Annotated in this window: 13 protein-coding genes; 2 read left to right on the top strand and 11 right to left on the bottom strand. The window is 64.3% G+C overall.

Annotated elements, in window-relative coordinates:
- Positions 1-144: 144 nt before the first annotated feature.
- The 3 genes from iolD to FJ972_RS02135 all read right to left on the bottom strand — a co-directional run bounded on the left by iolD (position 145) and on the right by FJ972_RS02135 (position 4,951).
- Positions 145-1,995 carry a 3D-(3,5/4)-trihydroxycyclohexane-1,2-dione acylhydrolase (decyclizing) gene (iolD, locus tag FJ972_RS02145; RefSeq protein ID WP_140524142.1) on the bottom strand — a complete coding sequence of 617 codons (1,851 nt, stop codon included), beginning with the start codon at positions 1,993-1,995 and terminating at the stop codon, positions 145-147.
- Between the two features lie 34 nt (positions 1,996-2,029).
- A complete protein-coding gene (locus FJ972_RS02140; RefSeq protein WP_140524141.1) occupies positions 2,030-3,964 on the bottom strand; it encodes a bifunctional 5-dehydro-2-deoxygluconokinase/5-dehydro-2-deoxyphosphogluconate aldolase in 1,935 nt (644 codons plus the stop codon).
- Positions 3,965-4,105: 141 nt separating this feature from the next.
- Positions 4,106-4,951: a MurR/RpiR family transcriptional regulator gene (locus tag FJ972_RS02135; RefSeq protein ID WP_181173427.1), complete on the bottom strand. Its 846-nt coding sequence runs from the start codon at positions 4,949-4,951 to the stop codon at positions 4,106-4,108.
- 155 nt (positions 4,952-5,106) lie between these two features.
- Between FJ972_RS02135 and FJ972_RS02130 the strand changes: the two genes are divergently transcribed.
- On the top strand, positions 5,107-6,216 hold the full coding sequence (locus FJ972_RS02130) for a Gfo/Idh/MocA family protein (protein ID WP_140491256.1): 1,110 nt from the start codon (positions 5,107-5,109) through the stop codon (positions 6,214-6,216).
- A gap of 20 nt (positions 6,217-6,236) precedes the next feature.
- On the opposite strand, the gene FJ972_RS02125 is transcribed toward FJ972_RS02130, so the two are convergent.
- Complete coding sequence (locus FJ972_RS02125) at positions 6,237-6,935, bottom strand: helix-turn-helix transcriptional regulator (RefSeq protein WP_140491254.1); 699 nt, start codon at positions 6,933-6,935, stop codon at positions 6,237-6,239.
- Between the two features lie 129 nt (positions 6,936-7,064).
- Between FJ972_RS02125 and FJ972_RS02120 the strand changes: the two genes are divergently transcribed.
- Positions 7,065-7,700, top strand: coding sequence for a LysE family translocator (locus tag FJ972_RS02120; RefSeq protein WP_140524138.1), 636 nt, complete (start codon positions 7,065-7,067; stop codon positions 7,698-7,700).
- 49 nt (positions 7,701-7,749) lie between these two features.
- Here FJ972_RS02120 and FJ972_RS02115 read toward each other — a convergent pair whose 3' ends face one another.
- From FJ972_RS02115 to FJ972_RS02085, 7 genes are all read right to left on the bottom strand, one after another.
- Positions 7,750-8,247, bottom strand: coding sequence for an SRPBCC family protein (locus tag FJ972_RS02115; protein ID WP_140524136.1), 498 nt, complete (start codon positions 8,245-8,247; stop codon positions 7,750-7,752).
- Positions 8,225-8,590: an ArsR/SmtB family transcription factor gene (locus FJ972_RS02110; RefSeq protein ID WP_140524135.1), complete on the bottom strand. Its 366-nt coding sequence runs from the start codon at positions 8,588-8,590 to the stop codon at positions 8,225-8,227. The genes FJ972_RS02115 and FJ972_RS02110 overlap by 23 nt, the downstream gene beginning before the upstream one ends.
- Before the next feature lie 220 nt (positions 8,591-8,810).
- Entirely contained in the window at positions 8,811-9,902 is a 1,092-nt protein-coding gene (locus FJ972_RS02105; RefSeq protein WP_140524133.1) for a 3-deoxy-7-phosphoheptulonate synthase, read from the bottom strand.
- A 455-nt stretch (positions 9,903-10,357) separates the two neighbouring features.
- Positions 10,358-11,152: an SDR family oxidoreductase gene (locus tag FJ972_RS02100; RefSeq protein WP_140517731.1), complete on the bottom strand. Its 795-nt coding sequence runs from the start codon at positions 11,150-11,152 to the stop codon at positions 10,358-10,360.
- Between the two features lie 25 nt (positions 11,153-11,177).
- Positions 11,178-12,173, bottom strand: a complete 996-nt coding sequence (gene iolG / locus FJ972_RS02095; protein ID WP_140524129.1) for an inositol 2-dehydrogenase — start codon at positions 12,171-12,173, stop codon at positions 11,178-11,180.
- 118 nt (positions 12,174-12,291) lie between these two features.
- Positions 12,292-13,059 carry an ATP-binding cassette domain-containing protein gene (locus tag FJ972_RS02090; protein WP_140491237.1) on the bottom strand — a complete coding sequence of 256 codons (768 nt, stop codon included), beginning with the start codon at positions 13,057-13,059 and terminating at the stop codon, positions 12,292-12,294.
- A gap of 2 nt (positions 13,060-13,061) precedes the next feature.
- Positions 13,062-14,138: an ABC transporter permease gene (locus FJ972_RS02085; RefSeq protein ID WP_140491235.1), complete on the bottom strand. Its 1,077-nt coding sequence runs from the start codon at positions 14,136-14,138 to the stop codon at positions 13,062-13,064.
- Positions 14,139-14,148 lie beyond the last annotated feature (10 nt).

Genomic DNA, 14,148 nt, shown 5'->3' with positions numbered 1-14,148 from the left:
GTCGTCACTCCGGTTCTTGTTCACCCTCCCCCTTGTGGGGAGGGTCGCTGCGAAGCAGCGGGGTGGGGGTGCGGCGCCAGACCCCACCCGGACCTTCGGTCCGACCTCCCCACAAGGAGAGGTAGGGGGTGGGCAGCGCCGAGATCAATCGCCGACGCTCTGCATCCGCCGCTTCTCGTCATAGACCTTGCGCGCCGCGTTCACTTGGCTGCGCTCGGAGACTTCCGGCACCGCCACGTCCCACCAGTGGCCGCCGGCATCGGTGGAGACCAGCGGATCGGTGTCGATGACCAGCACCGTGGTGCGGTCGTTGCCTTTCGCCTGAGCCAGCGCCGTCTCCAGCCCTGCGATCGACGAGACCTTCTCGGCGATCGCCCCCATGCTCGCGGCGTGCGCGGCAAAGTCGACGTCGGGCAGCACCTCGTGGCGCGCGTCCTTCAGGAGATTGTTGAAGTTGGCGCCGCCGGTCGCCATCTGCAGCCGGTTGATGCAGCCAAAACCCCTGTTGTCGAGCAGCACGATGGTCAGCTTCAGGCCGAGCATCACCGAGGTGGCGATCTCGGAATTGAGCATCAGATAAGAGCCGTCGCCGATCATGACGACGACCTCTTCGTCAGGCTTGGCCATCTTGGTGCCGAGCCCGCCCGCAATCTCATAGCCCATGGTCGAGAAGCCGTATTCTGCGTGGTAGGAGCCGGGCGCGCCGGCCTGCCAAAGCTTGTGCAATTCGCCCGGCAGCCCGCCGGCGGCGTTGAGCAGCGTCACGCCGGAGCCCATGGCGCGTTGCACGGCGCCGATCACCTGCGCGTCGGAAGGGTAGGCGGCATTGGTCGACGCCGTCACCTTGGCGGCTTCGGCCTGCCATTCCTTCTTGCCGGCTGCCGCATTGTCGGTCCAGGCGGATGGCGCCTTCCAACCCTTCAGCGCGGCACCGAGTTCGGCCAAGCCTTCGGCCGCGTCGGCGACCAGCGGCGATGCCCGATGCTTGCCGGCATCGAAAGGCTGCACATTCAAGCCGATGATGGTCTTGCCCGAATTCTTGAACAGCGCCCAGGAGCCGGTGGTGAAATCCTGCAGGCGCGTGCCGATGGCGAGCACGACATCGGCCTCTTCCGCCAGCCGGTTGGCGGCCGACGTGCCGGTGACGCCGATCGCCGCCATGTTGAGCGGATGATCGTCCGGCAGCGAGGATTTGCCGCCCTGCGTTTCGCAGACCGGAATGCCGGCGCCTTCAACGAATTTCGCCAGTTCGTCCGAGGCCCGAGAATAGAGCACGCCGCCGCCGGCGATCACCAGCGGCTTGCTTGCGCTCTTCAGCGCTGCAACCGCAGCCGCCAATTCAGCCCGGTCCGGGCGCGGCCGGCGCTGGCGCCAGACCCGTTCGGCAAAGAAGCTCTCGGGATAGTCATAGGCCTCGGCCTGCACGTCCTGGCAGAGCGACAAGGTCACCGGCCCGCATTCGGCCGGGTCGGTCAGCACGGCCATGGCGCGGTTGAGCGCCGGGATGATCTGCTCCGGCCGCGTGATGCGGTCGAAATAGCGCGACACCGGACGAAAACAGTCATTGACCGTCGCCGTGCCGTCCGAAAAATCCTCGGCCTGCTGAAGCACCGGATCGGGAACGCGGTTGGCGAAGACGTCACCCGGCAGAAACAGGACAGGCAACCTGTTTACATGCGCAAGTGCCGCCGCCGTCACCATGTTGAGCGCGCCGGGCCCGATCGATGAGGTGGCGGCCATGAAGCGGCGGCGGAAATTGGCCTTGCCATAGGCGATCGCCGCATGCGCCATCGCCTGTTCATTGTGGGCGCGGAAGGTCGGCAGTTTGTCGCGCACCTGGTAGAGCGCCTCGCCGATGCCGGCAACATTGCCGTGGCCGAAGATGGCCCAGACGCCGCCGAAGATCGGTACCTTTGCGCCGTCGATCTCGGTCATCTGTTTGCTCAGGAAACGGGTCAGCGCCTGCGCCATCGTCAGGCGGATTGTCTTGCTCATTGGTTTCCTCCGCAGTCCCTGTGCCCGTGCCTTCTTATGCTGCTTTACGGCCGCGCGCGGCAAGCCATGCCTCGGTCAGTTGCTCGAAGCGCGATGCCATATCGGCAATCGCTTCGTCGTCCGACATCTTCCCGGAAAGCCATTGTTCGGCGGCATTGATGAAGATGGTGCGGCCGACCGCGAAACCCTTGACGATAGGCGCCTTGGCCGTCGCTGCGAAGGCGGCCTCCAACTCGTCCTGCGGGGCTTCCAGGCCGAGCAGCACGACGCCGCGGCACCAGGGATCGTTTTTCAGGATCACGGCCTCGATCTTCGTCCACGCGCCGCTAGACGCCTGCGGTTCGAGCTTCCACCAATCCGGCTTGATGCCGAGCGCATAGAGTTCCTCAAGCGCACGCGGGATGGTCGTGTCGTCGAGCTTGCCGTGCTTGCCGGCGATGATCTCGATGAGAAGCTCCCTGCCCACTTTCCGCGCGGCCTCGAACAGTGCGCGCAATTTCTGCTGCTGTTCCTCCTTCAAGCCCGGCGGATCGTCGGGATGATAGAAGCAAAGGCATTTGATGCAGTGGTCGACCGGCCATTCGGTGAGCTGCGAACCGATGTCCTGCGAGAATTCGAAGCGCAGCGGCCGCGAGCCCGGCAGCTCCACCGGCCGCCCGAGCCAGGCAAAGGAATGCCTGGCGAATTCGAACATCGCCTCGCGGCCATGCCTCTCGTCGAGCAACATGCCGTATCCGTCGCGCCCGGCGGCGACCTTGGCCGCCGCTTTCACCGTCAGCACCTTGAAATCCTCGATGCGCGACGCGTCAGCGCCAGTCTTGGCCGCCATGTCCTCGAGCTGCACCCGGTGGTCGCAGGCGAATGCCATCAGCGAGGGAATGTCGTGCCGGCGCGTCGTTGCCCAATGGATGTGGTTGATCGCCTCGTCCTTGCGCAAGGCCAGATGCCTGCTGCCGTGCTCGAGGAAGAACTGCAATTCCTCGAAGGTCGGATATTCCGGCGCGCACAACAGCCGCGACACGGCGAAGGCGCCGCAGGCATTGGCCCAGGTCGCCGCCGTGGCAAGGCTTTCGCCGCCCAGCCAGCCGCGCAGGAAGCCCGACATGAAGGCATCGCCGGCGCCAAGCACGTTGTAGATCTCGATCGGAAAACCCTTGCCGACCACGCCGTCCTCGAGATCGTCGCTGATAGGCCCGTCATAGACGATGCAACCCATGGCGCCGCGCTTCAAGACGATGGTGGCCGGGGACAGCGAACGGATCGTCTTCAGGGCGCTCAGGCAGTCGTCGGCGCCCGAGGCGATCATGATCTCTTCCTCGGTGCCCACGACGAGGTCGCAATCGGGCAGCACCGTCTTCAACTGCGCCGAGACGCGGTCGGACTTGACGTAGCGCTCAAAACCCTCGGCGTGGCCGGCCAGGCCCCAGAGGTTCGGCCGGTAGTCTATGTCGAACACGACCTTGCCGCCCTTGGCCTTCATGATGCGGATCGCCTTGCGCTGGGCGGCATCGCTGTTGGGCCGGGAAAAATGCGTGCCGGTGACGACGACCGCGCGAGCCGAGGAAATAAACGTCTCGTCGATGTCCTCCTCGGCCAGCGCCATGTCGGCGCAGTCGGAGCGGTAGAAGATCATCGGCGAAACGCCTTCGCTCTCGACCGAAAGCAGCACCAGCGCGGTCAATCGCTCCTTGTCGGTCTTCAGCCCGTCGGTGTTGACGCCTTCGCGCTTCAATTGTTCACGGATGAAGCGGCCCATCTGCTCGTCGCCGACCCGCGTCAGCAGCGCCGAACGCAGGCCGAGCCGCGCCGTGCCGACCGAGATGTTGGCCGGGCAGCCGCCCACCGACTTGGCGAAGGAGGTGATGTCCTCCAGCCGCGAGCCGATCTGCTGGCCATAGAGGTCGACGGAAGCCCGGCCGATGGTGATGACGTCGAGCGCAGCGTATTTCGCGTCCACGGCTTCGCTCATTGGAACCTCCCGTCGGGCCTGTTATGTTGGGGTACACGCGCGAGCGGCAGCGTGGCGCCGAAAAATATGAAATAATAATTCCAATCCATAGTCAATATGGAATGAGCATTCCCCGATCTAAAATCGCCTTTTGCCTTCCACTCAGGCCTTGCGCCCCTTGCCGGGGTTGCGCCGCTTCTCGCCGACGCCAACGGTCAGCGCCATGGCCAGCGCCATCGTCGCCGATAGCGAGCGGAAGCCGGCAAAATCCGCCTCGGCAACCTCGAACCAGACGCTGGCGAACTGAGCAAGCGGTGAAAACGAGCTGTCGGTGATGGCAATGATCGGCACGCCCTGTTCGGAAATCGTGCGCGCCTCCTCGATCGTGGCCGGCGCATAGGGCGAGAAGGAAATGGCGACGACGGCATCCGCGGGCGTCGCAAAGCTGACCATCTCGGCGTTGAGGCCGGCGGCTGATTCGATCAGCTGGCTGCGGATCTTCAGCTTGCCAAGCGCATAGGCGATGTAGGACGCCACCGGATAGGAGCGCCGCTTGGCCAGCACATAGATGGTCTGTGCCTTGGCCAGCAGGGAAATCGCTTCTTCCAGATGCGCGTCGTCCAGCGTGCGCGAAATGTCGTTGAGCGAGGTGCTGGCGGCGGCGACGAAGCCGTCGAAGATCGCCCGGTGGCCGGCGCCGCCCTCGGCCTTGGCGCGCAGCGCCTGCAGCCGTTCGTCATAGGAGGAGTTGCGCTCGCGCAGCCGTTCGCGAAACACCTGCTGCAGGCTGGTGAAGCCGTCAAAGCCGAGCTGCTGGGCAAAGCGGATCAGCGTCGAGGGCTGCACGCCGGCCGAGGCGGCGATGCTGGCGGCGGTGCCGAAGGCGATATCGTCGGGATTGTCGAGCGCATAAGCGGCGATCTGGGCGATGCGCTTGGGCAGGCTTTCGCGCCGATCGAGGATCGTGGCGCGCAGCGTCTCGAAGTCGCGAGGTACCCGTTCGTCCATCGTCGGCCCGTCCAAGCTCATCGGTGAAGCGTCCTCTCTGCCCCATCATAGCGAGGCTGCGCAAGAACACCATAAAAAATGAGGCAGACATTCCATTCCGAACAAAAATGGACTAATTCATCCACGTAGCATCTATGACGGTGGAGGAACGGAAAATGGTCGGCGTCGGTCTTATCGGCACGGGATTTATGGGCAAGTGCCACGCCATCGCGTGGAGTGCCGTCGGCGCCGTCTTTCCAGACATGACCAAACCGCGGCTTGTCCATCTCGGCGAGGTCAATGAGGATCTCGCCAGGCGCAAGGCCGGCGAGTTCGGTTTCGCCAGGGCGTCCGGTGACTGGCGCGCCGTCGTCAACGATCCCGAAGTGGACGTCGTCTCGCTCACCACGCCCAACCAGTTCCATCCGGAAATGGCCATCGCAGTTCTCGAGGCCGGCAAGCATTTGTGGTGCGAAAAGCCGATGGCGCCGAGCTTCGCCGAAGCCGAGGCGATGGCGGCCGCGGCGAAGAAATCCGGCAAGGTCGCGGCGCTCGGTTACAATTACATCCAGAGCCCGGCCATCCGCCACATCGGCGCGCTGCTCGACGAAAACATCATCGGCGAGGTCAACCATCTGCGCATCGAGATGGACGAGGATTTCATGGCCGATCCCGAGGCGCTGTTCTTCTGGAAGCACGAGGCATCTTCCGGCTATGGCGCGCTTGATGATTTCGCCGTGCATCCGCTGTCGCTGGTGTCGACCCTGTTCGGCCGCGTCGCCAGCGTCATCTGCGACATGGCCAAGCCCTATGCCGACCGCAAGCTGGCCGCCGGCGGCCGCCGCGCGGTCGAGACCTACGACATTGCCTCCGTGCTGATGCATCTGGAGAACGGCATCGCCGGCACGCTTCTGGTCAACCGTTCGGCCTGGGGCCGCAAGGGCCGCATCGCCGTCCAGATCTTCGGCTCCAAGGGCTCGATCCTGTTCGACCAGGAGCGGATGAATGAGTTCCAGCTCTACCTCACATCGGATCGCCCGACCGAACAGGGCTATCGCACCATCCTCGTGTCGCCACAGCACAAGCCCTACGACCTGTTCGTCCCCGCGCCCGGGCACAGTCTTGGCTTCAATGATCTCAAGATCATCGAATGCCATGAACTGCTGACCCGGCTCGCCGGCAGACCGGCGCGGCTCATCGAATTCGACGAAGGTCTGGAGATCGAGCGCACCGTGCATGCGATGGCGCGATCGTTCGAGGAGAAGCGCTGGGTGGATGTAAGGTAAGGTTCGCTCCGCTGGTCGGTTTAGCCGGCGGCCGCTGCGTTGACTTCCCACCCATTGACCCAGATCTGCCGCAACCGATCGCCTTCGCCCTTGAAGCGCAGTCCCGTCGGCTGGCAATCCTCGATGCGGTCGCTGCGGAAATTGCGGATCGCCTGGCGCAGCTCGCACCAGGCGACGATGTTGGCGGTCTCGGCGTAATAGATCAGCGCGATCGGGCGGATGAGGCGCTCGGAAGCGCGGCCAAGCTCGTCGCGATAGGAGAGGTCGAGCTTCTCCTCGTCGCGTATGGCGCGGCGCACCAGCGCCAGGTCGATCGCACCTGCAGAGGGCGCGGCGAATCCCCACGCATGCAGCGCATTGGCGTCGAGGGTCTGGCGCAAAGGCGGCGGTACCGCGCCGGCGATCTTGGCGCCGACGCGCTTGGCTGCCTGCTTGAGCTCGTCGTCGCCCGTGCGCTCCAGCAGCGCCAGTGACAGGACGATCGCCTCCATCTCCTCGATCGAAAACATCAGCGGCGGCAAGTCGAAGCCGGGGCGCAGGATATAGCCGATGCCCCTCCCGCCCTCGATCGGCACGCGCATGGCCTGAAGCGCTGCGATGTCGCGATAGATCGACCGTATCGTCACCTCCAGCTGCGCGGCGATCATTGCCGCCGTCACCGGCTGCCGCGCCAGCCGCAGGATCTGGATGATCTCGAACAGGCGCGACGCCTTGCGCATTTTTCTCACCCGTTGCCGATCACAACTGACACATCATCGTCAGTTGGTTCGGCCTATAGGATCGTCTATCGGATTGAAAATCAACAGGTTCCGCTGCGGCTGGGCCGAGCGAGGCGACAGGCTACTGACATGAGCTATGCTGAAAATCTCTGGCTGTTCTTTATCCTGCTGTTCGGCATCATCGCCGTTCCGGGCATGGACATGCTGTTCGTGCTGGCCAATGCGCTGACGGGCGGGCGCGACAGGGGCCTTGCCGCGACCGGCGGCATCATGGTCGGCGGCATGGTGCACACGCTGAACGGCGCGATCGGCGTCGGCCTGCTGATGCATTTTTTGCCGATCCTGTTCAAGCCGCTGTTGATTGCAGGCGCCGCCTACATGGCCTTCATCGGCATCACACTGATGCGCAGCTCCATCACTGTCGGTCGCGACGGGCCCGCCGGCAGCCGCTCGGCATGGAAGGCGCTTCGCCAAGGCCTTGTGACCTGCCTGATCAACCCGAAGGCCTACCTGTTCGTCCTTGCCGTCTATCCGCAGTTCCTGAAAACGGACTACGGCCCGATCTGGATGCAGGCGACGGTGATGGGCCTGCTGACCGTGCTGACGCAGGCCGCGATCTATGGCGGGCTCGCAATATCGGCCGGCCGCAGCCGCAAGTTGCTGATCGCCAATCCGCGGGCGACCATCCTTGCCGGCCGGGCGGCTGGGCTGCTGCTCTTCGCGGTGTCCGTGTTCACCGCATGGGAAGGGCTGAGGGCGGCGTAGTCTTGGGTTGGACCCGACCCGCCGCCCTTCACCTGGGACTCCGGCCGAATCAGGCGGCGCCCTGCTGCGTGGCGAGAAGCTCGTCCAGCTGCTCGAACGTCTCGGACATCGCATCCGCCGCCCCGGCGCCGGCGTCGAGGGCTTCCTTCGAGGGATAGAGCTCGCGCATGACCAGCAGCGTCTTGCCGCCTTTTTCCTCGAAGGTCACCGTGGTGACGGGTCCACCCTCACCCCCTTCGTCATTGGTCCAGACGAGGCGCGAGTGCGGTGTCACTTCGAGATACCTGCCGAAGAACTCGGCAGGGTTCGAGCCGTCATGCCCGAACACCAAACGGTACCCGCCTCCCACACGAACATCCATCTCGCAGGAACGCAGGAACATGCCCATCGACTTCGGCACCCACCACTGCTTGAACAGCTCAGGCTTGGTCCACGCCTCGAACACGATGCGCGCAGGCGCGTCGAAGCTTCGCGTAACGACCAACTCCCGGTCGGACCTCCGTTCCACCGTCGTGCGTTTGGCCTCACTCGCTCTTCCTGCGTCCATCGACGTCCTCCTTGCGTTTCAATTCCTCGATAACCTTGTCCAACTCGTCGAAGCGTGCGGCCCAGAGCTGGCGGTATCTCTCGATCCATGCGGTCTCCTCCTCCAGGCGGCGTAAGCCCAGCTTGCAGGTCCGCACGCGCCCGACCTTCCGAGTCGTGACGAGTCCCGCCTGCTCCAGGACGCCGACATGCTTCTTCATGCCCGTGAGGGTCATGTGGAATTTCTGGGCCAAGTCCGTGATCGAAGCGTCCGCACGGCCGAGCTGCTCCAGAACGCCGCGCCGGGTGGCGTCCGAAAGCGCGGCGAACGAGGCATCCAGGCGGGTCGCGGAATACTGAACCATTTGGTTCAGTATGTAACACGCGGGTCGGAGGCGTGCAAGGGAGGTGGAGCGCTGCGGGCCCTAGAGCAATTCCAAGAAAAGTGCGTGCGGTTTTCTGTCCGGAATTGCGTCAAAACAAAGAGTTAGAGCGGTTCGCCGTTTCCATGAAACGGTGAACTGCTCTAAGGGCGGCGTGGTCCTGGGCTGAAACCGGAAACGCCGCCCTTATGCTCCAACCGGATCAGGCGGCGCCCTGCCGGCTCTCCATCAAGGCGCGGCGCGCCGACCGGCGCCATTCCACGGCGCCGGCAAGGCCGTGCAGCACCGTCTCCGTGGCCGCCCAGTCGATGCAGCCATCGGTGATGCTCTGGCCGTAGACGAGCTGCTTGCCCGGCACGACATCCTGCCGGCCGGCGACGAGATTGCTCTCGATCATGACGCCCATAATGCGCTCGTCCCCCGCCGCGACCTGTCCTGCCACGTCAGCCGCGACCTTGGGCTGGTTCTCCGGCTTCTTGGCTGAGTTGGCATGGCTGACATCGATCATCAGGCGGGGCGCGATACCGATGCGGGCGAGTTCGACCGAGGCGGCCTCGACGCTTGCCGCGTCATAGTTGGGCTGAACGCCGCCACGCAGGATGACATGGCAATCCTCGTTTCCGGTCGTTGCCGCGATGGCGCTGCGTCCGCCCTTGGTCACCGCCATGAAATGATGCGGCTGCGCGGCCGACTTCACCGCCTCGGCGGCGATCCTGAGATTGCCGTCGGTGCCGTTCTTGAAGCCGACCGGGCAAGAGAGGCCCGAGGCCAGCTCGCGATGGATCTGGCTCTCGGTCGTGCGCGCGCCGATCGCGCCCCAGGCGACGAGGTCGGCGATGTATTGCGGCGTGGTCATGTCGAGGAATTCGGTCGCCGCCGGCAGGCCCAGATTGTTGACGGCCGACAGCACATTGCGTGCCATCCGCAGCCCCTTGTCGATGTTGAAGCTGCCGTCGAGGTCGGGGTCGTTGATCAGGCCCTTCCAGCCGACCGTCGTGCGCGGCTTTTCGAAATAGACCCGCATCACGATCTCGAGCCGGTCGGACAATGTCTCGCGCAGCGCCGCCAGACGGCTGGCATAGTCAACGGCCGCGACCGGGTCGTGGATCGAACAGGGGCCGACGATGACAACGAGCCGGTCGTCGGCCCCCGTCAGGATGGAGTGGATGGCGTTGCGCGAGGCGGCAACGGTGCGCGTCGCCGTGAGTGAGCGCGGTATCTCGCGCATCACCTCTTCCGGCGTGCTCAGCAGTCTCAGTTCCTTGACCCGAAGGTCGTCTGTGGTGGTCAACACGGCTTCTGCTCCTGGTTGGGAGACCTGCCGGCTGAAACAAAAAAGCCGCCAGGTCTGGCGGCTTGTCGGACTGTTTGCTGCAATCTTCAGATCGAGCGCAATCCTCCCGCCGCCAGCGAGCTGCTAAAGTACCAATAGGTGGCGGTCAGGTGGATCATGCGGCTCATATAGTCGAAGCGGCGGCGTTTGTCACGTACCCTGGTAGCAAGCAATTTCAGGTGAGGGCCGAGCCTTTGCGATTTCGTCATTCTAGGGCTAAGCAGGAGCGAAGCTCCGTCGCGGAGACCCTGGGATCCATGCCGCGACCTAGATGGGAGAGTGCTGCGGTGCAGAATCTTGCGCCGTAGCGACGGCCCGGAAGTCGCGGCATGGATCCTCGGGTCTGCGCCGCGTCGCTGCGCTCCTTGCTCCGCCCGTGGATGACCACCTGGTTAACGGTTTCGCTTACGCGGCCGCTACTCCGGCGACGCCCCAGCGATGCTCTGGTCGTAGTCGACCAGCGAGCCGGTCATCACGCCGGACTGCGGGCTGACCATGTAGCTGATCAGCCGAGCCAACTGGTCCGGCTTCACCAACTGGCCCATCGGCTGCGCGGCCTCGGCCTTCTCAAGCCAGTCGTCGGGTGCATCGTGCCATTTCTTCTGCACGATATCCTCGCCCTCGGTGTCCATCCAGCCGGGCAGCACGGCGTTGCAACGGATGCGGTTGAAGCGGTAGGCATTGGCGACATTCTTGGTCAGCGTCATCAGCGCGCCCTTGCTGGTCGAATAGGGCGTCAGGAATGACTGGCCGGTATGCGCCGACATCGACAGCACGTTGACGATCGATCCGGGGGCCTTTTTTTCAAGCAGATGCGCCACCACGCCCTGCATCAGGAAGAAGGGTCCTCGCACATTGGTGTCGAAGATGGTGTCGAAGAGCTCCTCGCTGGTCTCCACCAGCGAGCCGCGCGCGGATGTGGCGGCGGCGTTGACCAGGGCGTTGATGGTGCCGAAATGCGAAAGCGCGGTGGCGACGGCGCGCTTGCAGTCGGCCACCTTGGAGACATCGGCGCTGATGAAGATCGCGTCGACGCCCGACTTCTTGAGGCTGGCGACTGCCTTGTCGCCCTTTTCCTGCGAGCGGCCGATCAGGGCCAGCGCCCGGCAGCCTTCGTCCGCCAATGCCTCGGCGACCGCGAAGCCTATGCCTTGTGCGCCGCCGGTGACGATGGCGCGCGTTTGTGAATTGCGATCGGCTGATGCGCTCATCGCTCTGCTCCTGTGCTTTAAGTCGTTACTTGTCGAGGCGGACGGTCTGGCCTGATGTCGCCGATTTCAGCGCCGCATCCGCCAGCCGAAGTGCGATGAGCCCGTCCGTCCCGCTCGGTGCTGCCTTCTTGCCCGACGTCGCGGCGGCGATGAAGGACGCAATCTCGATGGCATAGGCATCGAGATAGCGGGTCATGAAGAAGTCGTGCAGCGGCGGGCGCGTATAGCCCTTCTCATTGGCCAGTTCGATCGACACCGGCCGCTGGTTCTCGGCCGCGACCATGCCTTTCGAGCCATGCACCTCGATGCGCTGGTCGTAGCCATAGGTGGCGCGGCGCGAATTGGAGATGACGGCCTGCTTGCCGGAAGCCGTTTCGAGGATGACGCTGACCGAGTCGAAATCGCCGGCCTCGCCGATCTTCTTGTCGACCAGCACCGAGGCATGCGCGCTGACCGCCACCGGCTCTTCGCCGAGCAGGAAGCGCGCCATGTCGAAGTCGTGGATGGTCATGTCGCGAAAGATCCCGCCGGAGCGCGCGATGTAGTCGATCGGCGGTGCGCCCGGATCGCGCGACGTGATGGTCACCATCTCGACCACGCCGATGGCGCCGTCATCGATTGCCTTGCGCACCGCAGCGAAGTGCGGGTCGAAGCGCCTGTTGAAGCCGACCATCAGCGTCGCCTTGGCCTTCTCGACCACGGCCAGGCACTGCTCGACCCGCTTGACGTCGAGGTCGATCGGTTTCTCGCAGAAGATCGCCTTGCCGGCCTTGGCGAAGCGCTCGATCAGGTCGGCATGGGTGTCGGTCGGCGTGCAGATCACGACCGCGTCGATGTCCCCGGATTTCTCGATGGCATCGATGGTGCGCACCTCGGCGCCGTAGGCCGTGGCGAGCTCGCTCGCCGCCTTCTCGAATGCATCGGCAACGGCGACCAGTTTGGCCTGCGGATTGGAGCCGACGGCGCGGGCGTGGACCTTGCCGATGCGGCCGGCACCGAGGAGGGCGAAGCGGAGAGTCATGGAAATTTCCTCTGGGGAATGGTTCGAAGGTTGGCGGGGCGCCGGTCATGCGCGCAGGTGTTTTTCCGGTCAAGACAAGATCGACAGGGAGGCGATGACCGCCGCCTCCGCGCCCGGCCTAGGCCGCGAGTTCGGCCTCTCCGGTCTTGGCGCCGGTGATGTAGGAAACAATATCGTTTCCGTCGGTGTTCTCCTTGCGCAAATTGGCGACGATGCGGCCGCGCCGGAAGACGACGATGCGGTCGCAAAGGTCGAACACCTGGCGCATATTGTGGCTGATCAGGATCAGCGGCTCGCCATTGTCCTTCAGCGTGCGGATGATGTTCTCGACCTGCGCGGTCTCCTGCACGCCGAGTGCTGCCGTCGGCTCGTCCATGATGATCAGCTTGGAGGCGAAGGTCGCGGTCCTGGCGATCGCCACGCACTGCCGCTGGCCGCCCGACATGTGGCGGATGGTGTTCGACAGGTTGGGGATTTTCACCGCCGTGCGCACCAGCGCGGCTTCGGTCGCCTTGCGCATCCCCCGGCGGTCCAGGATCGAAAACGGTCCCAGATTGAACAGCACTTTTTCTCGGCCAAGGAACAGGTTCGACGGCACGTCGAGGTCGTCGGCCAGCGCCAGGTTCTGGAACACGGTCTCGATGCCGGCCTCTCGCGCCTCGATAGGGCCCGAAAAATTGACTTGCTTGCCGTCGAACCAGATCTGGCCGCTGGTCGGTTGCTCGACGGCGGTGATCTGGCGCACGAAGGTCGACTTGCCGGCGCCATTGTCGCCCATGATGGCGACGTGTTCGCCCTTGCGCAGCTCGAAATTCGCGCCTTCCAGCGCCTGCACGCCGCCATAGCGCTTGGTCAGGTTTTCGGTCTTCAGGACGATGTCTGACATGGTCAAGCCCTCAATGCCCGCAGGCGTTGGCGCCACTGGTCGAGAACGACGGCGCCGACGATGATCACGCCCTTGACCATCTCCTGGTAGTAGGCGTCGAGGCGCAGGAAGGTGAAGCCGGAGATGATGACGCCGAAGATCAGCGCGCCGATCACCGTGCCGATGATCGAGCCGCGGCCGCCCGACAGCGATACGCCGCCGATGACCGCCATGGCGATGGCGTCGAGTTCGTACATCACGCCCATGCCGGCCTGGGCGGTGAGGTTCTTGGAAGACAGCACCACCGCGGCGAGCGACGCGAGTATGCCGGCGATGACGTAGACCAGGATCTTGTGGTTGGCGATCTTGATGCCGGACATGCGCGCGGCATCCTCGTTGGAGCCGATCGCGTAGCAATGCTTGCCGTATCGTGTGTAGGTCATGATCAGCTGGAACAGCACGGCCAGCGACAGGAAGATGATGACGGGCATCAGGCCCTTGCCGATGGCGGCGAAGCTCTCGGTCGGGAACGAGATGGGCTGCCCCTTGGACCACCATTTGGCGATGCCGCGCGCGGTCACCATCATGCCTAGCGTGGCGATGAAGGGCGGAATGCGCGTGTAAGCGATCAGGGCGCCGTTGACCAGGCCTGCCAGCAGCCCGCAGCCGATGGCGACCAGCACCGGCACGATGACCGGCAGGTCGGTCCAGCCCTGAGCCAGGAACATCGCCTTGGGATTGGGGTTGCCGTTGACCGTCGCCACCTGGGCGAAGCTCATGGCGATCATGGCGGTGGCGCCGACGATCGAGCCCGACGACAGGTCGATGCCGCCCGATATGATAACCTGCGTCACGCCGATGGCGATGATGCCGACGATCGATACTTGCAGAATGATGATCTGTAGCCGCGCCTCGTTGAAGAGGCCGCCGACATTGCTGCGGGTGTTGAACAGGAAGCTGTCGCCGAGAAAGACGCGGCCGATCAATTCGAAGATGACGACAAGAATGACGAGCGCCAGGAAGACGTTGAATTCCGCCGGCCATATGCGCTTCTTCGCATCATAGCTGACCCCGCCGACGCCATGAGATGTCTGTGCCACTCGTCTATCC

It is taken from the genome of Mesorhizobium sp. B2-1-1 (assembly GCF_006442975.2).
In the GTDB taxonomy this organism is placed as follows: domain Bacteria; phylum Pseudomonadota; class Alphaproteobacteria; order Rhizobiales; family Rhizobiaceae; genus Mesorhizobium.
This window is presented reverse-complemented; position numbering and strand designations above follow the sequence as displayed.